Here is a 19278-nt window from a genome sequence, read left to right on the forward strand (position 1 = left end):
TTTCTTGATTGTTCTCAGGGATTTCCATGATCGGAAGGCGGTTTGTGCCATTGTCGGGTTGAGGGGGATCACACCAATTCGAATGGCAGATAGCGAGTATTCGGATAGCCGTGAAGTGGTGGTGGATGGATCTCGGGAGGCGATCGTCGTGCTTACCGCGCCACGAGTTCGTTGGCCGCCTTGTTGTCATCGGCAGAGGCGGATAGCTGATAGATGATCATGCTGATTGCGGACGACGCCGGTTGGGCAGTGCGGCGAGCGTTCGGATGAGCTGGCGCCCCGGTGCTCATCGGCGATGATGACGTGTTTGTCCTCGGCCAGGGGACGGGTCGCTTCGGCGCAGCGATCGACGGGAGAGCTGGACCGCCGGCTGCGCTTGTCATGGTTCTGGCGGTCGTCGCAAACACCTGGCCCCGGGCCGGGCGGCCCGAGGGTGGGCGGGCCGGGCGACCCGGGGTTTGACCGGCTGATCCGCCCGGTCTCAGCCGCCCGGTCTCAGCCGCCAGGTCTCCGCGATCCGCCCGGTCTCCGCGACCCGCCCGGTCTCAGTGGCCCGCCCGGTCTCAGCGGCCCGCCGGGTCGCCCGGACCGGGGATTGGCGGGCCGGGCGAGCCGCGAACCTCTCCTCGGCTGTTAGGTGTGCGACGGGGCCGGGTCAGACGAGGCGGCGGATTTCGCCGTAGGCGCGGTAGAAGCCGCCTCGGGTGGCTTCGCGGACGCCGGTGAGGACGTAGCGGCTGCCCTGTTCGCGGATGCCCTTGGGGAATTGGACCTGCCAGTCGTGGTGGTAGCCGGAGGAGATGACGCGGACTCGGAGGCGGCCGCTCTCTTCGATGCATTCGACGATGACGCCGTCGGAGGGGTCGTGGACGATGTCGATGGTGGTGGAGGGGGTGACGGCGGGCATGCGGGGTGGGGCCTTGACGTCGACCGCTTGGGGGACCGTGCCGGCTACTGCGGACTGGATGGCGGACTCGCTGGCGTCGATGCAGGCGAGGGAGCCATCCGTGGTGACGATGTAGAGGCGGTTGTTGCGGTACTGCATGGAGAAGGCGGAGCCGCAGCCGGTGGCGAGTTTCCAGAGGCGGGTGCCGTCGGCGGCGAAGCAGTAGATGGAGGAGGCGCTGTCGCCGGCGAAGACGTAGCGGCCGTCCTCGGCGGTGGCGCAGGAGTAGACCGCGGCGTCGCAGTGGTAGGTCTGGTGGTGGGTGCCGTCCTTGCCGAGCTCGACGACCTGGCGGTTGGCGGTGCCGGCGTAGACGGTGTCGCGTTCCTGCCAGCCGAAGAGGACCGAGCCGGTCTTCGTGTGCCAGAGCTCGCGGCCGGTGCGCCAGTCGTAGCTGGTCACGCCCTGGGTGTGGCCGTGGTGGATGGCGTTGGTGTCGCAGCGGACCATCCACGCCGACTGGCCGCGGCCGGGGCGCTGCCAGAGGAACTCGTCCTCGTGGTCGATCGCGGAGATGCCGCCGCCGGCGTCCGAGACGCCGAGGACGCCGTCGTGGATGTCGAGCCAGTAGATGTCGATCTCGGGGGCGATGCGGTAGGCCAGGCGGGGGACCTTGCCGGACAGGTCGTAGACGTTGCCGTCGTCGCAGCCGGCGTAGATCCAGCCGTCGTCGGCGACGATGCACTTGACGCCCTCGGGGAGCCGGAACTGCTGCAGCACCTCGGCTCCGTGGCTGAGCGTGGTGATCAGGCCGCTCTCGTTGCCGACCATGCACACGTCGTCGTCGACGAAGATGCCGAACGCCGGGCTGCCCGACGAGTAGCGCCACAGCACCGGTGCGCGGGTGGCCGACGAGCGGGTGCTGACGATCTGGCGCCGGGACACCGAGCGTTTCTGCCGGCCGCCGGGCTGCGCTGTGGCGTACCCCTTGCGGACCTTCTCCCCGATCTTCTTGGCCGCCTCGGCCTTGGCCTTGTCGGTGGTGGTGAACGACTTCTGGCTGGTCTGGCCGCGGTCGCCGATGCGCCCATATCGGATGGTGAGGTCGGTGCCGTCGACCGTCACCTCGTAGAACTTGTGGGCACTGCCGTTGTCCTCGGAGAGCTCGAGGTACGTGGTGTCGGCGGGCATGGGTCACCTTCCATCCAGCGGATCGATGGGTGAGAAGGTAGCGACGGGGTACGACAGTTTTTCAGCCGACCCCGTTGAGCAGGACACGCGTCTCGGCGACGTAGCGATCCTGGAACGCGGGGTCACTCACCTGGGTGGAACCGCGCATCGTCCGGCCGTTCTCGTCGTAGTAGCCGCCGGTGCCGGTCGCCGGGTCGGTCAGGACCGTGGTGATCACGCGGCCGGCGGTCTTCGGGTTGCTCCAGTACTTGATCATCGGGGCGATCGGCGACAGGACGTACTTCGACAGGACGCGCAGGGCGATGTTCGCGTCGCGGCCCAGGTCGGAGCCGGGGCTGAAGCCGGGTTCGACGGCGTTGAAGCGCAGCCGCGGGGTCTCGCGGGCGAACGCGAGGACGGTGGCGAGATTGCCCTGCTTGGACGTGGCGTACGCGTCCCCGCCCGGCAGTTTCGACCCGCCGGGCAGCCATTCGCCGCGGGCGCTCGCCTCGGCCGAGATGTAGCGGGAGCCCCGGAAGCCGGCGGTGACGGCGGGTTTACGCTCGGGGTCCTCGACGGCGGAGACGACGAACACGACGTTCGCGCCGTCGGGCAGGTGCGGGATCAGGGACTCGGTCAGCGCGAACGGCCCGAGGTGGTCGGTGGCGAAGACGCCGTCCCAGCCCTGCGCGGACGTGAACGGGCGCATCGCCATGATGCCCGCGTTGTTGACCAGCCCGGCGAGCGGCAGCCCGAGCGCGGCGATCTCCCCGGCCGCCCGGCGCGCGCTGGTGACGTCGGACAGGTCGGCCACCACCGGCACGGCGTGCCCGCCCCGGGCCCGGATCTCCTGGGCGACGTCGTCGAGTTTGGCGCGGTTGCGGCCGGCCAGCACCACCGTGCCGTGGGTGGCGAGTTCGAGGGCGGTGCGGCGGCCGATGCCGGCGGTCGGCCCGGTGATGATCCATGCTGCGGAAGGTGTCATACCAGCAGCGTGGCAGGGTTCAAGCGCTTGAACGCAAGCCCTCAGACCAGGTGCAATTGTCCCAGTTCCTGGGTGCAGCGGGTGAGGGCCACATAGAGACCGTTCCAGCCCCGGGGTTCGGCCGCGATGCCCGTCGGGTCGATCACCAGCGTGGCGTCCCACTCCAGGCCTTTGGCCTCGGTCGCAGTCAGCACGGGTACGCCACCCAGCGCGGCCCGCAACTCTTCAGCGCGCGCCACGGGGGCGACAACCCCGACCGTGCCACCCGCCCACCGCTCCTGCAGCTCCCGGACGGCCTGGGCAGCGGTCCCGACGAGCTCGTCCGCCGCGACGGTGTGCTCCCACGGCGTGATGCCGGAGGAACGGACCGCGCGCGGCGGTGCGTTGTGGCTGCCGGCCTTCGCGAGGACCGGGCCGGTGAGCTCCATGACCTCGCGCGGGGTCCGGTAGCAGATGGTCAGCTCCGCCGGGGTCCAGCGGTCGCCGAGCGTCGCCTGCACGGCCTGCGCCCAGCTGGTGTGCCGGTGTGACGCCTCGGCCTGGTCGATGTCGCCGACGGCGGTGATCGAGCGGCTGGGGCAGCGGCGCAGGACCATCTGCCACTGCATCTCGGAGAGCTCCTGCGCCTCGTCGATCACGACGTGGCCGTAGACCCAGTCGCGCCGGCTGCGGGCCCGGTCGGCCATGAACTCGCCCTGCAGTTGCGGGGACTCCTCGCCGAGCAGCTCCGCCACGGCGTCCAGCAGGGGGATGTCGCTCGGCGCCCAGGCTCCGGGCTCGGCTGCCACGAGCGCCTTTTCGTCATCGGTCAGCTCCGGCGCGTACCGATGAAGGAGATCTTGATCGTGCAGCAGTGAGCGCACCGTGACCGCGGGGTCCCGGACCGGCCAGATCGAGGCGAGGAACCGGGCGATCGTGGGGTGGGTGGCGATGCGTTCGCGCAGATCCTCGAGCTCGTCCTCGGAGAGCAGGCCGTCGACGTCGCTGGCGGAGGGCCCGGCGGGGGAGTCGGGGCCGGAGAACCGGGCGAGGATGTCCTCGAAGCCCTCCTCCATCGACTCGAGCAGGGACTCGCGCTGTTCGGCGACGGCATCGGCCAGGAGGTGGTGCAGCTGGGCGGCAAAGGCGGCACGGGCCTGGTGGTACGCGCGTCCCTGCGTCGCCGAGGCGAGCGCCTGCGCCACCGTCCCGGCCGGGATGACGTACGCGTCGCCCTCCCAGCGCAGCTCCAGATTGCGCGGTTGTGGGAGCAGCGAGCCCACGTAGCGTTCGAGGGTCTGCTGCCACATCGCGCGGCCCTTGATCTCGGAGATCCGCCTGTCCTCGCCGCGGGCGACGGTAACGCCGGGCAGCAGGGTGTCGCAGGTGGCGGAGACGACGGCGGTCTCGCCGAGCGCGGGCAGGACCTGGGCGATGTAGTCGAGGAACCGCGGCGACGGGCCGAGCACCAGGACCGCCCGCTCCGCCATGTGGCGATGGGTGAACAGCAGATATGCCACGCGGTGCAGCGCGACGACCGTCTTGCCGGTGCCGGGCCCGCCCTGCACGATCAGCGGCCCGGTCGCCCCGGCCCGGACGATGTCGTCCTGCTCACGCTGCAGTGTGGAGATCGCCGTTGACATTCTCCCGGTACGCCGTTCACCCAGCGCCGCCAGCAGAGCGCCCTCGCCGACAAGGCTGCCGTCGCTCTTCTCGTCCAGTGGTTCGTCGTCCACACCGGTGACCACCGAACCGGACGTCCTGATGTGCCTTCGCCGGGCCTGGCCCTGCGGGTCGAGCGGTGTCGCCGTGTAGAACGGCCGGGACGCAGGAGCGCGCCAGTCGAGCACGAGCGGGTCGGCGTCCTCGCGCTGGTCGCGGAGTCCTATGCGGCCGATGTGGCGGACCGTGCCGTCGAGGCCGTCGAGGCGCCCGAAGACGAGGCCGTCGCGGGCCCGGCGCAGCTCGTCGTACTGCCGTTTCAGCATGCGCCGGCGGCTGTGGTCGAGGGCGTCCTCCGCGGCCTCCTCGAGCTCGGTGCTCAGGTGCCCGGCCAGCCGGTCGCGACGGTCCAGGGCCGTGTCGAGAAACGACTGTTCCTCGGCGATCGCGGATTCGGCGGTGCGTGACCTCATGCTGCGTGACCTCGCAAGGCTCGGCGGATATCGCCGCCAAGAATAGCGACGAAAGGGGCCGGGAATGGTAATCGACGAGATCGATATCTCAGCCGCTTGCGATATCGGGGCCGTCCGTGTCCTCGAATCCGAATTTCATTCTTGACTATTCCGCACGGTCGCGTGCAGAAGCCGCACATATCGACCTACATCTATTGCCATACCAGGGATGAACCGGTTGAGTGTCAGGCATGTTACGAATCCTGGCCCTGGTGGCCGCTATCCTCATGATCCCCAGTCCCGCGCAGGCCGCCGCGGTCACCATCACCAACGGGACCCAGTTCACCGACACGAGCGGGACGGCCGTGCACGCCCACGGCGGCGGCATCCTCAAGGTGGGCGGCTACTACTACTGGTTCGGCGAGAACCGCAACGCCGACGACACGTTCCGGGCGGTCTCCGTCTACCGCTCCACCGACCTGCGCACCTGGGAATTCCGGCACGACGTGCTCACCCGCACGTCGGCCACCGAGCTGCAGAACGCCAAGATCGAGCGCCCCAAGGTCATCTACAACGCGTCCACCGGCACGTTCGTGATGTGGATGCACAAGGAGAACGGCACCGACTACGCCGAGGCGCGAGCGGCCGTCGCCACGTCGTCGACCGTGGACGGTGACTACAGCTACCGGGGGAGTTTCCGGCCGCTCGGCTCGTACATGTCGCGCGACATCACCCTCTACGACGACGGCGCCGGCGCGGCCTACATGATCTCGGCCGCCGACGAGAACCGCGACCTGCACATCTACCGGCTCACCGCCGACTATCTCAACGTGCAGACGCTCGTCGGCAACTTCTGGAACGACAACTCCCGCGAAGCCCCCGCGCTGTTCAAACGGGGAAGCACCTACTTCCTGCTGACCTCGGGCACGTCCGGCTGGAACCCCAACCAGGCCCGGTACGCGACCGCGTCGAGCATCGCCGGCCCCTGGACCGCCATGACGAATGTCGGCGACGGTACGACGTTCGGTTCGCAACCGGCGTACGTGCAACCGGTCCAGGGCACCGCGGGGACGTCGTACCTGTATCTCGGTGACCGCTGGGCGGGCGCCTGGAGCGGCCCGGTCAACGACTCGCAGTACGTCTGGCTGCCCATCACGTTCCCGACCGCCACCACCATGAGCCTGACCTGGTATCCGACCATCACCATCGACACGGCGACCGGCACGATCACCGGCAACGCCCCCGTCCGCTACCGGGTCACGAACCGCAACAGCGGCAAGGTCATGGACACGGTGAGCGCCTCCACCGCCGACAACGCCGAGGTCAAGCAGTACACCTGGAACAGCGGTACGAATCAGCGCTGGGAATTCCAGGAGACCGGCGGCGGCTACGTCAGGATCATCAACCAGAACAGCGGCAAATGCCTCGACGTCTCCTCGTCCGCCACCACCGACGGCGCCAACATCATCCAGTACACCTGCGGCAGCGGCACCAACCAGCAATGGTCCTGGCGCGCCACCGGCAGCTACTTCCAGCTCGTCGCCCGTCACAGCGGAAAATGCCTCGACGTCGTCAGTGCCAACACCGCCGACGGCGCCGACATCCAGCAGTACACCTGCGGCACCGGCACCAACCAGCAGTGGTCCCGCACCGTCGCCTGACCGGCAGGACCGATCCCGGCCGGCCCCACGTAACTCTCCGACGCGGGACAGCTGAAGCCGCAGGATGGTGCGACATCGCGGGTTTCGGCGCAACTTCGTGCCCCGTAGCTCGAGCGTCGCCACCCCGGAGCCGGTACATCCCACCGGGGTTGACCCTGTCGGATGCCACGATCGCAAGCCCGGTGGCAGCCAGAGAGCCACGGCGTATCGCCATGAGTGACCGATTCCTGCAGTGCGGGCTCGATGCCTGATCAAGGCGAGGTGAATCGCAGAGACGGAGTGATGTCCATCTCGGACAGTGGTCAGATCGTCGAACCGCCACGGACCCGTTGCCTGAGGGCTAGCGTGTGCTGTGACTTTCCGGAGGGAAGTGTGGCTCCTGACGAGGAACGTGTCGATCAACACCTGCTGAGACGGGTGCGCCGGCTGGTGCCGCTGCTCGCCGTTCTGGTGGTCTGCATGGGGCTGACGGTGCTGGCGGGCTGGATGTTCGGCGCCGGCACGCTGACCCGGGTGATCCCGGACGCGGCGTCGATGAAGCCGGTCACCGCGGCGTGCGTGACGATCCTGGGCCTGAGCCTGCTGGCCGCGATATCGCAGCGCGGCGGGATCCGGGTTGCCGGCACGGTGGGTTGCGCGGTCGTGACGCTCGCCGCGACGGTGACCCTGCTCCAGTACGCGACCGGCCTGGACCTCGGCATCGACCGGCTGCTGTTCCCGGAGTCCGTGGCCGCCGACCGGGTGGCCACCTCCTTCCCGGGCCGGATGGCGCCGAACACCGCGACGGCGATGCTCCTGCTGACCGGTGCGCAGCTCGCCGCGGTGCGCCGGCACCCGCGGGCGGTGGTGGTCTCCCAGGTGATGTGCATGGTCGCGGCGATCGTGGGTGTGCTCGGCCTCTACGGGTACGCCCTGAGCGTCTCCGCCCTGCAACGGTTCCTGGGCCTGACCGGGATGGCCGTGAACACCGCGGCGGCGGTGACCCTGCTCGCCGCCGGGACGTTCCTGATCCTGCCCGAGCAGGGCCTGGCCCGGCTGGCGGTGTCGCGGGGCTCGAGTGCGTCGCTGACCCGGGCGATGCTCACGACGGCGACCGTGGTGCCGTTCAGCCTCGGGTGGCTGTGCCTGCGCGCGCAGGACGCCGGGAGGTTCGACGCGCGACTGGGGCTGGCGTTGCTGGTGACCGCCAACGTGGTCGCCTTCGTGGCGGTCGGTGTCGCGTTCGGGTCGCGGGCGGTCCGCACCGAGCTGGAGCGGGACCACTCGGAGATTCTGCTCGGCCGCAACATCCAGACCCAGGCCGCGATGGACAACATGCCCGAGGCGGTCTTCATCAAGGATCTGACCGGGCGGTACGCCCAGGTGAACCTCGCCTTCGAGAAGCACTTCGGCGCCCCTTCCGCCCTGACGGATCGGGATCTGTTCGGCGAGGCGGACGCGACGCGGCTGCAGCGGTACACGCAGGAGGCGCTGATCTGCGACCGGGCCGTGCGCTTCGAACAGGTCATCGCGGGGCGTGACTACCAGTCGGCGCTGTTTCCGCTGCACCGGCCGGACGGGTCCGCGTACGGAATCTGCGGGGTCTTCACCGACGTCACCACCCGCAAGCGGGCTGAGATCGACCTGGCCGGCACCGCGGCGGCCCTGCGCTCGGAGCTGCTGCACCGCGCCGAGATCGAGGCCGAGCTGATGGCCCGCCAGGCCGACCTCAAGGCGTTCGCCTACGTCGTCGCCCACGACCTGAAAGGGCCGCTGACCGCGGTCACCGGCTTCGCCGAGATCGTCGAGTCCGACCTGCAAGCCGGCGTGACCGACCCGGCGATGCTCGTCCCGAACCTCGAACGCGTGCGCGGCGGGGTGGTGCGGATGCGGAGCTTCATCGACGACCTGCTCGCCTATGCGACGGCCCGGGACGCGGCGCTGCGCCTGGAAACGATCGACCTGGAAGCGCTGGTCGCCGGCATCGTCGCCGACCGCGTCGACCATCTGCCCGCCGGCCCGGCGACGCGGCCCGACATCCGCTCGGGGCCGCTCCCGGCGGTGCACGCCGACCCGGTGCTGTGCCGGCAACTGCTGGACAACCTGATCGGCAACGCGATCAAATACACACCGCCCGGGCGCCCCGCCACCGTACGCATCAGTGCCCACACCCTGCCGCAGGCTTCGGCGGTCCGGATCGAGGTCGCCGACCGCGGCATCGGCATCCCCGCCGGCCAGCACGAACGCGTCTTCGAGTCGTTCCACCGCGCGACCACCGACAGCGGCTTCGCGGGGACCGGCCTCGGCCTGGCCATCTGCCGGCGGGTCGTCGAGCGGCACGACGGCACCATCACGGTCGCGGACAATCCGGGTGGCGGCAGCATCTTCCGGTTCACCCTGCCCCTGGCCGCGGACCCGCTGGTCGGTGCCGGTTCATCCATGATTCAGATCGGCGGCCTATCGTCGTCGGCGTGGACGTCTGGTGGGTGACCGAGGCACAGGGCGCCGAGAAGCGTGACGCGGGGGAGCTGTCCGAGCTGCTGGCCCGCCCGGACGGCCTGGTGTGGGTCGACATCCCGCAGTGTTGGCCCGGCGACGAGAAGGTGCTGCGCGAGGTCTTCGGCTTCCACCCGCACGCGATCCGCGACTGCGTGCACCGCAACCAGGTGCCCAAGGTCCACGCGTACGCCGACCACGTCTTCGTCGTCCTGCACGCCCCGGAGACCGGCCGCAACGGCCACGTCCACTACATCGAGCTGGACCAGTTCATCGGCGCGAACTACCTGGTCACCGTGCACGGCCCGACGAACGAGGCGGTCCCGGCGCGGGTGGCGCTGGCCGACACCGCGGGCGTGATGGCGCGCATCGCGAGCGGCCGCTACCGCCCGGCGTCCGGCTTCGACCTGTCGTACGCCGTGGTCTCGGCCCTCGCCCGGCGCCAGGAGGCCTTCGTCGAGGTGCAGACCCGCGAGGTCTGGCAGCTCGAGCAGCGCGTCACCGGCGGCCACCTCGGCGACCCGGAGAAGTTCCTCGAGGAGATGTTCCGCACCCGCCACGGCCTGGTCGCGGTCCGCACGATGGCGGCGCTGAGCCGCGAGATCTACGGCCGCCTCGCCACGATCAACCGCGGCGTCCCGGAGCGGGCCCGGCCCCTGCTCGACGACACCGTCGACCAGTTCAACCGGGTCTACGCCATCGCGGACGGCCAGAAGGACTACCTCCAGGGCGTGATCGACTTCTACCGCACCCGCAGCGACACCAAGATGACCATCGCCGCGGAACGCCTCGCGGTCATCGCGGTGATCACCCTGCCGATCACGGCCCTCTCCTCGGTGTACGGCATGAACCTCATCGTCAACGACAGCACCCACCTCGGCATGCTCATCCCGGTCCTCGCGGTGATGCTGGTGATGTCGGTGGGCCTGCTCATCTGGGCCAAACGTCAGGGCTGGTGGTGATGGGGTCAAAGCCAGTACCCCTCTGACGACCGCCGGGCGGCCTACGGTCGAGGCATGACAGATGATCTCGTCCTCAACAACGGCGTCACGATGCCCGCGCTCGGCCTCGGCGTCTTCCAGAGCCCGCCCGAGGAGACCGCCGCCGCGGTGGAGACGGCCCTGAACCTCGGTTACCGGCACATCGACACGGCCGCGGCCTACGGCAACGAACGCGAGGTGGGCGAGGGCCTGCGCCGCGCCGGCGTCGCCCGCGACGAGGTGTTCGTCGAGACCAAGGTGTGGGTGAGCGACTACGGCTACGACGAAACCCTGCACGCCTACGACAAGGCGATCGGCAAGCTCGGCGTCGACCGCCTCGACCTGCTGATCCTGCACCAGCCGGCCACGGACCGCTTCGACCGTACGATCGCCGCGTACCAGGCCCTCGAAAAGCTCCTCGCCGACGGCAAGGTCCGCGCCATCGGCGTCAGCAACTTCATGCGCCACCACCTCGACGACCTGCTCGCCGCCACGACGGTTGTGCCCGCGGTCAACCAGATCGAGCTCCACCCGTACTTCACTCAGCCGGACGTCCAGAAAGCCGACGCCGAGCACGGCATCCTCACCCAGGCCTGGTCCCCGATCGGCGGCATCACGTTCTACCCGGGCTGGGGCGAGGAGCGCAAGAACGTCCTCCAGGACCAGGTCATCGCGGAGATCGCCAAGTCCCACGACAAGACCCCGGCCCAGGTCATGCTCCGCTGGCACCTCCAGGAAGGCCGCTCGGCCATCCCCAAGTCCACCAACCCGGGCCGCATCGCCGAGAACTTCGCCGTCTTCGACTTCGACCTCACCACCGAGCAGCTGTCCGCCATCAACGCCCTCGACCGCGGCATCCGCAACGGCCCCGACCCCGACGTCCCCCGCACGGAAATGTTCGACCGCGTCATCCCCGAGGCCTGATCTACTCTGGGCCGATGCCGCCGCCCCTGACCATCATGTCGATCGTCGGGGGCGGTTTCGAGGACAAACGCTGGACCAGAGGCATCGACGATCTCGTCCGCGCGACGCGGGGAGACTTCGGCACCGACCCGTTCACCCTGACCGTGATGTTCCTGGTTCCCGCCGAGGTGTGGGTCCCTCCGTTCTCGGGACTGCGCCTGCGTTCCTACTCCGGCGAAACGCTCTCGGTGGAGGTCCAGGTCGCCCTCGCCGAACATCCTGTCGGCAACGCCCGTTCGGAGCTGCTCGATCTTCTGGACAAGGCTGTGAGGAGAGCGGAAGCCTGGGGTCGCAGAACGAAAAGAATCACCGGACCGCTGGTGGAGGTCAGAAAGTCGGCGGCTGCTCTACGGGCGCAGGTCGTCGATCAGACGGCTGACCAAGGGGCGGAGGGCGGCTGATCGGGCGCGGCGCCGGCGGGAGATGCCGGGCATGACCGTGTCCGGGATGGTGGTGGCGCGGATGGACCACATCCCGGCCAGCGCCACGACGAAACGTGATGCGTCCGGCGGCAGCGTGTGCAACAACCGGTAGGCGCGATCGGTTCCTGATCAGACGCGTCCAGCCGTCGAAGTCGGAGATGCGATGAACGACCGCGGATACGGCCTTCACGAAAACCCGCTGTCCGTCGGCCAGTCGCAAGCCCGCGGCCGGCCCGGGTGACATGCCGCCGTGCAGATCGGTGTGACCGGCGATCGTGCTACCGAGCGCCTCAGCGACGGCTGTCCGCACCGGTTCCGGTGTGTCGGCCCACGCGGCCGGGGCGGTGAACGTCACGCCGCATCGTATGCCGGTCAGGTGAGGACCTGGACCGAGTCGAGGTCGCGGTGGGTGGCGTGGAGGGTGGCGATCTCTGCCAGGGCGTGGCGGCCGAGGGTGCGGTAGGCGCCGACGAGCAGGGGCAGGCCCTGGTCGCGGTAGGTGTCGGTGTCGAGCCAGTGGAGTTCGGCGCCGATGGCGAGGGCGAGGGCGGGTTTGCCGGCGGCGAGGTCTCGTTCGGCGTCGGTGAGCCAGCGGGCGGCTGCGGCAGGGTCGGAGCGGAAGGCCGTGAGGCGGTCCTGCGACTTGGCCAGGCGGGGGTTGCCGGTGCGGGGTGGGAGGGTGGGGAAGGGCGCGATCGCACCGTACGCACGGGAGCGCGGCGGTTCCCATCCGTCGGCCTGCAGCGCGGCAGCGTCGGCGTCGGCGAACCAGGCCAGTGCGGGGAGCAGCGGGCCGTAGCCGGTGTCGTCGCCGTAGTCGGCGATGGCCGAGTCGATGCGGGCGCGCAGGACTCCCAGCAGGGTGGGGGACTTCTCCACCCAGGTCTCCGCGGAGTCACGGGCGTAGTTGACGGTGATCATGGCCGGTAGCGCGGCGGGGTCGTCGTACCAGAGGCCGAAGTGTTCGCCGTCGGAGTTGCCGGACAGGACGGTGACGAATTCGGCCGGGTCGCGGCGGTAGCGGGCGTGGAGGCGTTCGTCGAGGCCGTCGCGGGCGACCAGGTCCAGGCCGTTGTCGGCGAAGTAGTCCGTGATGCCCCAGGGGCGGAGCATCAGGTCGCTCAGCGCGGAACGTTCCTCGCCGGCGGCGCTGGCCCAGAACGCGTGGAACACGGCGAGGTGGCGGGGGAGTCGCAGGCCGTAGACCCGGGACACCCGGTCCGCGACAGCGGGGAACCGTTCGAGGGCCGTGGCCAGTGCCGCCGTACGCCGCTGATCATCATGCATCGCAGCAGGGTAACCATAAAGCGGAGCCGGGCAGCGGGGGTGTCCCGCTGCCCGGCTCGCCTCCCCCAAGAAAGCTGTCTGCCCCGAGGGCTATTTGCTCTGCATGGTCTCGGTCAGGTACGCGCCGACCTTGGCCGCGCTCATCGCGGCGTTGGCGGCGAGGGCGAAGTCGGCCGTGACCGTCTCACCCTTCTTGATCGTGGCGATCTTCATCGCCGGGGTGTAGCCGTCCTTGGCGGCGATGATCTGGACCGGGTTGCCCGCGCTGTCGAGCCAGAGGTGCCAGGCACCCGCGGCGTCGGTCTTCAGCGTGTACGTCGTCGGGCCGCATTCGCCCGTTGCCAGGTCGTACGCCGGGCAGAGCGCCACCGTGGCGCCGCCGATGACCTTGCCGGCCTTGTCCTTGACCGTGCCGGTGAGCTGGCCCCAGCTCGCGGGCGGGGTCGTGGTCAGCGAGACCGTGACCGGCGGGACGTCGCGGTAGGGCGTGTTGGTCGTGACGTTGAGCTTGGCCTGGTACGTGCCGAGCTGGGACAGCTTCGACGAGTCCGCGGTGACCTTGACGGTGACCGTGCGGCCGGGCTGGACGGTGAAGTCCGTCTTGTTCGCGGAGAGCCAGGAGACGTCCTGGCCGCAGTCGCCGTAGCCGGCGAGGTTCTGCACCCACCACGTGGAGAACGAGCTGCCGATCGCGCCGCCGACCGTGTAGAGACCGCACGCGGCCGCGCCCCGGTAGGTGGCGTTGTTGGCGTTCGGGAGCCTGGTCCAGGCGTCGGCGGCTGGGTCGTACTCGACGGCCTGGTTGCTCAGGGCCGTACCACCGGCGACCGCGCCACCGATGATCTGGAGTTTGCCGTTCGCCGCCGTCGCGGCGCCGCCCCACACGTCACCCGGCATGGCTGCCTTCGTCACCCAGGCGGTCGCGCCGGGCTTCAGGGTGTACGTGTCGCTCAGCGTCCTGCCGCCACCCGCCGTGCCGCCGGCGCAGACGAGCTCGTCCTGAAGGCCACCGCAGGCGAGGTACGCGACCACGCTCGGGTACGCCGGGGCGGTGCTCCACACGTCGGTGGCCGGGTCGTAGCGGTAGACCTTGTCGCTCTGGGTGCACGCGCTGCCGCCGGTGGAGCAGCCGCCGACGACGTAGAGCTTGCCTGCGACCACAGCCGTGCCGGAGACCGAGGCGGGTCCGGGCAGATCCGCGACCTGGGTCCAGGCGTTCGTGGCCGGGTCGTACGCGTACGTAGCGCGGTTGAGGCCCGTGCTGCCGTCCCAGCCGCCGGTGACGTACAGCTTGTCGCCGATGAAGCCGCCGGTGAGGCCCGCGATCGGCTTGGGCAGTTCCGCGATCGCCGACCACTGCTGGGTTTCCGGGTCGAGGACGTAGGCGCTGCTGTAACGGGTGTAGCCGCTGGTGCCGCCGACCGAGTAGACCTTGCCGTCGTGGGCGGCGGCGACGTTGTCCATCACCGGCACCGGGTAGTCGGTGAGGTCCGACCAGGGCAGGGCCGCGGGGTTTGCCTGGCGCGGGGTGGCGGTGTCCTGCGCCGTGGACGTGCCCGCCACGTCGCCGGTGCTGAGTTCGGTGGGTACGCGCAGATCCGGCGCGCCGGTGCCGGTGGCGGTGCCGGCGAGCGGGGTGAAGCCGCCCGGGTCCTCACCGAGGTGGACCTTCACCGCTACGGCACCGTCGTTGCCGAACGTCAGGGTCTGGCTCGACTTGTCGCCGAGCGTCTCCTCGTACGCGAGATCGCCGCGGTTGACCGTCAGCAGCCCGGCGGTGAGCTTGACGTTGACCTGCTTGAGCGCGTTCGCCTTGACGGAGACCTTGGTCTTCGCGGCGGTGTAGAACCCGTCCGTGACGCTCAGCGGGACGCTGCCGGTCTGCGAGCTGAACAGCCAGTAGTAGCCGTCGGCGAGCGCCGGGTCCTCGGGTGTCGCGGTGGTGACGGCGAACTCCGTCGGGTGCGGGTCGCTGGTGACGACCGCGCCGGTGAGCGGCTTGCCGGTGTTGGCGTCGGAGACGAACCCGGCGACCAGCCCGCCCGCGACGGGGGCGCAGACGTTCGTGCCGATCAGGACGTTGTCTACCTGCCAGCTGCGGCTCCAGCTACCCGTGTAGTGGAACCGGAGCCGGACGTCGCTGTGCCCGGCGGCCTGCGGGACCGCGAGCTCGAAGTGGTCGATCCAGGTCCACATGTCGAAGACGGTGGTCCAGGTGGTGCCGCCGTCCAGGCTCAGGTCGACGGAGCCGGTCTGGTCGGGGAAGCCGATGTACGTGGTGTCGAAACCGATCACCGGGTTCGCGTGACCGCTGAGGTCGACGACCGGCGACACGAGGGTGGAGTCCTGCTTGCCGGTCTCGCCCCACACGTCGGAGTCGATGAGCGCGATGTCACCGTCGCTGCCCGGGGGCGTGTTGTAGCGAGCGTTGTCGAAGTTCCAGGTCTGGCCGGTTCCGGCCGCGTCGGTGACGGTCCAGCCGTCCTTGACGTCCGTGCCGGTCCAGCCGGTGAAGTCCTCGAACAGGCCGGTGTGCGTGATCGCGTACCCGGGTGCGGCACAGGACTCCGCGTCGACCGGCAGCGCGATGTTCTTCTTCACGTTGGCGTTCTTGACCGCGACGGTGAACGTCTGCGCCTGGTACCCGGTCAGGTCCGCGGCCTCGGCGTGCACGGTGTAGTCCGTGCCGACGGGCAGGTTCACCGAGTACTCACCGGAGAACGCGTCGGAGTAGAACGCGCCGTCGGGGTAGCCGTCGATGGTGAGCTTCGCGCGCATCGGCCAGCCGTGCCCCGAACCGTCGGTGACCTTGCCACTGACGACCTTGCTCGCGAGCGTGGTCAGCGTGAAGTTCGTGGTGACCTGCTCGCCGGTGGTGATGACGACGCCGGCGGCGGTGCCGGTGGCGTAGCCGAACTTCGTCGTGGTCAGCGTGTACGTGCCCGCGGTCGCGAACAGGTCGTAGGTGCCGTCGGCGTCCGTCGTCGCGGTGAAGTGGGCGCCCTCGGCGCCGGTCGCGGTTATGGTCGCCCCGGCGAGCGGCTGGCCGGCGGCGGTGACCGTGCCGGTGACCTGGCCGATGTCGCCGAGGGTCAGCGCGGTGACACCCTGCGGGCTGCCGAGCCCGGTCGGGCCGTCCCAGCCGGGACCGGCCTGGCACAAAACGTTGCCGCAGCTGCCGTTGATGCCCTCGGTGACGTCGAACAGGCCACGACCACCGGCGTACGGGTACGTGACCGGGTAGGTGCCCGGGGTGGGCTTGCCGGCCAGCGCGTACATGCCGGCGACGAGCGGCGCGGACAGCGACGTGCCACCGATCTGGGACCAGCCGTCGAGGCCGAACGTGCCGTAGACGGACAGGCCCGAGGCCGGGTCGGCGACCGCGGAGATGTCCGCGGAGGCGCGGCTGGCGCAGTTCGTGGCGATGCCGGTCTGGAAGTCGGGCTTCGGCTCGTAGTCGGAGCAGCCGGAACCGGCCTCGTCCCACGCGGTCTCGGCCCAGCCACGGGCCGAGTCGTCGCGGGCGAGGTACGTGCCGCCGATGCCGGTGACCAGCGGGCTGGTGGCCGGGTAGCTCTGCACGTTGCCGTCGTCGCCGCTGGAGACGGTGATCGCGACGCCGGGGTGGTCGTAGTACTGGTCGAACTCCTGCGCGTACGGCGTCTCGTAGTTCATGCCGTACGAGTTGGAGATCGCCGTGACACCCAGGGCGGCGGCGGTGTTCACGGCCTCGCCCAGGTCGGCCATGTTGGCGCTGTCACCCTGCACGAGCAGGATGTTGCACTTGGGGCAGGACGCGGAGACGGCGTCGAGGTCGAGGGCCGTTTCCATGGCCCAGCCGCTGTCCTGCACCGGGTAGTCCGTGCCGCCGCGCTGGTCGATCTTGCGGAAGCAGCCGTTGTCGGTGGTGCACGGGGTCAGGCCGTAGTGGTCGCGCCAGACGGCCAGGTCGGCCTCGGCGTTGTCATAGCCGTACGCGTCGACGATGGCGACGGTCAGGCCCGCGCCGGCGTCGGCGGGCAGGGCGTACGCCTGCTGGATCTCGGCCGGGCCCAGCGCGGTCGGCAGCGGGCCGGCGGCGGCGGTGCGCTTCGACAGCTTGCCCGCGGAGGTGGCGAGGGCGACCGCGAAGCACTGCGCGGTGGGCACCTCATCGGGGCCGGCGAACGGCTGCGGCTTGTTGCAGCCGGCCGGGACGAACTCGGCGGCGGGCGCCGCGGTGGCCGGAGCTGCCGGAGTGACGGAGATCAGGCCCGCGACCATGAGGGCCACAGCGGGGGCGGAGAGGAGTCGTTTGAGCCACAACTCGCGTTTCATCGATATTCCCATCACAACGCGGGGCAGGTCGGAGGGCGACCATGCAGTGTGGAGTGAACCTGACATGTTGGCGCCACGCTGGACAAGATGATCGTCGATGCGGCTTTATGACAGGTGGCACTTTTACGACAGGCCACCGATGATCATGGGGAGCGCGTATGTGGGAGACCGTCGGTATCCCCGAGGTCGAGGCGAAGGTCTACGAGGCGCTGATCGCGCCCGGGCAGGCCACGGTTGCCGGGCTCGCCGGTCGCACCGGGCTCACCCCGGCCCGGATCACCCGCGCGCTGGCCACTCTGGTCGGGCGGGGGCTTGTCACGCGTACGCCCGGCCGCCCCGCCCGCTACGCCGCCGTCGCCCCGTCCCTCGCGGGCTCGGTGCTGATCGCCAAGCGGGAGCACGAGCTGGGCCGGCTCCAGCAGCACCTCAACCGGCTCGACGAGGCGTTCCACGCGGAGCAGTCGGCCCGGCAGCGCCCCCGCAGCGTCGAGATCATCGAAGGCTCGTCCAAGGTGTACCGCGCGTTCGTCCAGATCCAGCGCTCGGCCCGCTACGAGGTGCGCTCGTTCGACAAGCCGCCGTACTTCGTCCCGCCCGGCGAGCACGGCGACGAGGGCCCCAACCTCGAGGAACGCGACCACCTGCAGGCCGGGCGGGTCGGCTACCGGGTCGTCTACGACGCGGAGTCGCTGTCGCTGCCCGGCCGGATGGACAACATCCTCGAGGGCATCCGGCGCGGCGAACGGGCCCGGGCCGGCGGCACGCTACCGGCCAAGATCGTGATCAGCGACGGCACCGCGGCGATCGTCAGCTCCGCGGCGGACCATCACGACGAGCTCGCGTACGTGCTGCATCCGTCCTCGCTCCTGGATCTGACGATCGGCCTGTTCGAGGCGACGTGGGACCGGGCCACCCCGATCACCCGGACGGAGACCCGCATCGACGACGAGACGTTCGGCCCGCAGGAACGGCAGCTGCTGACCCTGCTGGCGAGCGGTGCCACCGACGCGGTGATCGCGCGTACGTTCGGCTGGAGCGTGCGCACGGTGCAGCGCCACCTGCACGCCCTGCTGGAGCGCCTCGGCGCCCGCACCCGCTTCCAGGCCGGCATGGAGGCCGTACGCCGCGACTGGCTATGAGGTGCTCGTCACGCGCGGGGGTCGTGGCGTCACCGGCTACGGAAATCTGCCTGCAACACTGGTACGCATGAGTGATCAACAACTTGCCCTGGTGACCGGCACGTCGAGCGGCATCGGGCTGCACACCGCGGTCGGGCTCGCCGCGGCCGGGCTGCGGGTCGTGGCGACCATGCGGGACCCGGGCAGGGCGGATCGGCTGCGGGCCGTGGCGCAGGAGAACGGCGTGACCCTGGAGGTACGCGCTCTTGACGTCACCGACGAGGCGCAGGCCACCGCACTGGTCGCGGAGCTCGGGCGGGTCGACGTGCTGGTGAACAACGCGGGCCGTGGCTCGGTCGCCACGCTGGAGCAGCTCAGCACCGGCGACCTGCGCGCGCAGCTCGAGGTGAACTACGTGGGCGTCGCCGTGCTGACCCGGCTCGTGCTGCCGGGCATGCGGGCGGCCGGGCGGGGGAGGATCGTCACGGTCAGCAGTGTCGGCGGGGTGGTCGGGCAGCCGTTCTCCGACGCGTACTGCGGGGCGAAGTTCGCGGTCGAGGGGCTGATGCAGTCCCTGGCACCGGTCGTGGCGGCGTTCGGCATCGGCGTCAGCATCGTCGAACCCGGGGCCGTGGCCAGCGACTTCGTCAGCAACGTGGCGGGGAACGTGGGCGGGACGGCGGCCGGCGATCCGTATGCCGGGCTGCTGGCGGCGTACCTGAAGCGGGCCTCGGGAAGCTTCGCCAACGCACAGAGTGCGCCGGACGCCGCGCGTACCGTGATCGAAGCCTGTCTGACCCCGGCCCCGCAGTTCCGCTGGCAGACCTCGGACAACGCCCGCACCTTCGCCGGTCTGTCCCTGGCGGATCTGGACGGCTCGCGCGTCGTCGGCGCGACCAGCGCCTGGGTGGCGTAAGGTCC

The 19278-nt window shown here is 70.1% G+C and carries 12 protein-coding genes; 7 read left to right on the top strand and 5 right to left on the bottom strand.

Going from position 1 to position 19278, the window contains the following annotated elements:
* Positions 1 to 655: 655 nt before the first annotated feature.
* The 3 genes from Ahu01nite_RS46085 to Ahu01nite_RS46095 all read right to left on the bottom strand — a co-directional run bounded on the left by Ahu01nite_RS46085 (position 656) and on the right by Ahu01nite_RS46095 (position 5155).
* Complete coding sequence (locus Ahu01nite_RS46085) at positions 656 to 2077, bottom strand: WGR domain-containing protein (RefSeq protein ID WP_203843093.1); 1422 nt, start codon at positions 2075 to 2077, stop codon at positions 656 to 658.
* Positions 2078 to 2138: 61 nt separating this feature from the next.
* Complete coding sequence (locus Ahu01nite_RS46090) at positions 2139 to 3041, bottom strand: SDR family NAD(P)-dependent oxidoreductase (RefSeq protein ID WP_203843094.1); 903 nt, start codon at positions 3039 to 3041, stop codon at positions 2139 to 2141.
* A 41-nt stretch (positions 3042 to 3082) separates the two neighbouring features.
* Positions 3083 to 5155 (bottom strand): HelD family protein, encoded by a 2073-nt coding sequence (locus tag Ahu01nite_RS46095; RefSeq protein ID WP_203843095.1) that lies wholly within the window; start codon positions 5153 to 5155, stop codon positions 3083 to 3085.
* Between the two features lie 230 nt (positions 5156 to 5385).
* Here Ahu01nite_RS46095 and Ahu01nite_RS46100 point away from each other — a divergent pair, with 230 nt between their 5' ends.
* The 5 genes from Ahu01nite_RS46100 to Ahu01nite_RS46120 all read left to right on the top strand — a co-directional run bounded on the left by Ahu01nite_RS46100 (position 5386) and on the right by Ahu01nite_RS46120 (position 11614).
* A complete protein-coding gene (locus Ahu01nite_RS46100; protein WP_203843096.1) occupies positions 5386 to 6795 on the top strand; it encodes an RICIN domain-containing protein in 1410 nt (469 codons plus the stop codon).
* Between the two features lie 372 nt (positions 6796 to 7167).
* Positions 7168 to 9264, top strand: coding sequence for a sensor histidine kinase (locus tag Ahu01nite_RS46105; protein ID WP_203843097.1), 2097 nt, complete (start codon positions 7168 to 7170; stop codon positions 9262 to 9264).
* Positions 9246 to 10232 (top strand): magnesium transporter CorA family protein, encoded by a 987-nt coding sequence (locus Ahu01nite_RS46110; protein WP_239159678.1) that lies wholly within the window; start codon positions 9246 to 9248, stop codon positions 10230 to 10232. The genes Ahu01nite_RS46105 and Ahu01nite_RS46110 overlap by 19 nt, the downstream gene beginning before the upstream one ends.
* 54 nt (positions 10233 to 10286) lie before the next feature.
* Positions 10287 to 11174 carry an aldo/keto reductase gene (locus tag Ahu01nite_RS46115; RefSeq protein WP_203843098.1) on the top strand — a complete coding sequence of 296 codons (888 nt, stop codon included), beginning with the start codon at positions 10287 to 10289 and terminating at the stop codon, positions 11172 to 11174.
* A gap of 14 nt (positions 11175 to 11188) precedes the next feature.
* On the top strand, positions 11189 to 11614 hold the full coding sequence (locus Ahu01nite_RS46120; RefSeq protein ID WP_203843099.1) for a hypothetical protein: 426 nt from the start codon (positions 11189 to 11191) through the stop codon (positions 11612 to 11614).
* A 393-nt stretch (positions 11615 to 12007) separates the two neighbouring features.
* On the opposite strand, the gene Ahu01nite_RS46125 is transcribed toward Ahu01nite_RS46120, so the two are convergent.
* Both Ahu01nite_RS46125 and Ahu01nite_RS46130 read right to left on the bottom strand, forming a co-directional pair.
* Positions 12008 to 12922, bottom strand: a complete 915-nt coding sequence (locus tag Ahu01nite_RS46125) for an ADP-ribosylation family protein (RefSeq protein ID WP_203843100.1) — start codon at positions 12920 to 12922, stop codon at positions 12008 to 12010.
* Positions 12923 to 13012: 90 nt separating this feature from the next.
* Positions 13013 to 17239, bottom strand: coding sequence for a carboxypeptidase regulatory-like domain-containing protein (locus Ahu01nite_RS46130; RefSeq protein WP_203843101.1), 4227 nt, complete (start codon positions 17237 to 17239; stop codon positions 13013 to 13015).
* Between the two features lie 158 nt (positions 17240 to 17397).
* Between Ahu01nite_RS46130 and Ahu01nite_RS46135 the strand changes: the two genes are divergently transcribed.
* Both Ahu01nite_RS46135 and Ahu01nite_RS46140 read left to right on the top strand, forming a co-directional pair.
* The gene (locus tag Ahu01nite_RS46135; protein WP_203843102.1) at positions 17398 to 18378 is read left to right on the top strand and encodes a helix-turn-helix transcriptional regulator; all 981 of its coding nucleotides are present in this window, start codon (positions 17398 to 17400) and stop codon (positions 18376 to 18378) included.
* A gap of 67 nt (positions 18379 to 18445) precedes the next feature.
* Positions 18446 to 19273, top strand: coding sequence for an SDR family NAD(P)-dependent oxidoreductase (locus Ahu01nite_RS46140; protein ID WP_203843103.1), 828 nt, complete (start codon positions 18446 to 18448; stop codon positions 19271 to 19273).
* Positions 19274 to 19278 lie beyond the last annotated feature (5 nt).

This window comes from Winogradskya humida (assembly GCF_016862215.1).
GTDB classification, from domain to species: domain Bacteria; phylum Actinomycetota; class Actinomycetes; order Mycobacteriales; family Micromonosporaceae; genus Actinoplanes; species Actinoplanes humidus.

Coding starts and splice junctions, on each gene's coding strand:
- Ahu01nite_RS46085 (WP_203843093.1), bottom strand. CDS start 2,077: ATGCCCGCCGACACCACGTACCTCGAGCTCTCCGAGGACAACGGCAGT.
- Ahu01nite_RS46090 (WP_203843094.1), bottom strand. CDS start 3,041: ATGACACCTTCCGCAGCATGGATCATCACCGGGCCGACCGCCGGCATC.
- Ahu01nite_RS46095 (WP_203843095.1), bottom strand. CDS start 5,155: ATGAGGTCACGCACCGCCGAATCCGCGATCGCCGAGGAACAGTCGTTT.
- Ahu01nite_RS46100 (WP_203843096.1), top strand. CDS start 5,386: ATGTTACGAATCCTGGCCCTGGTGGCCGCTATCCTCATGATCCCCAGT.
- Ahu01nite_RS46115 (WP_203843098.1), top strand. CDS start 10,287: ATGACAGATGATCTCGTCCTCAACAACGGCGTCACGATGCCCGCGCTC.
- Ahu01nite_RS46120 (WP_203843099.1), top strand. CDS start 11,189: ATGCCGCCGCCCCTGACCATCATGTCGATCGTCGGGGGCGGTTTCGAG.
- Ahu01nite_RS46125 (WP_203843100.1), bottom strand. CDS start 12,922: ATGCATGATGATCAGCGGCGTACGGCGGCACTGGCCACGGCCCTCGAA.
- Ahu01nite_RS46130 (WP_203843101.1), bottom strand. CDS start 17,239: ATGAAACGCGAGTTGTGGCTCAAACGACTCCTCTCCGCCCCCGCTGTG.
- Ahu01nite_RS46135 (WP_203843102.1), top strand. CDS start 17,398: ATGTGGGAGACCGTCGGTATCCCCGAGGTCGAGGCGAAGGTCTACGAG.
- Ahu01nite_RS46140 (WP_203843103.1), top strand. CDS start 18,446: ATGAGTGATCAACAACTTGCCCTGGTGACCGGCACGTCGAGCGGCATC.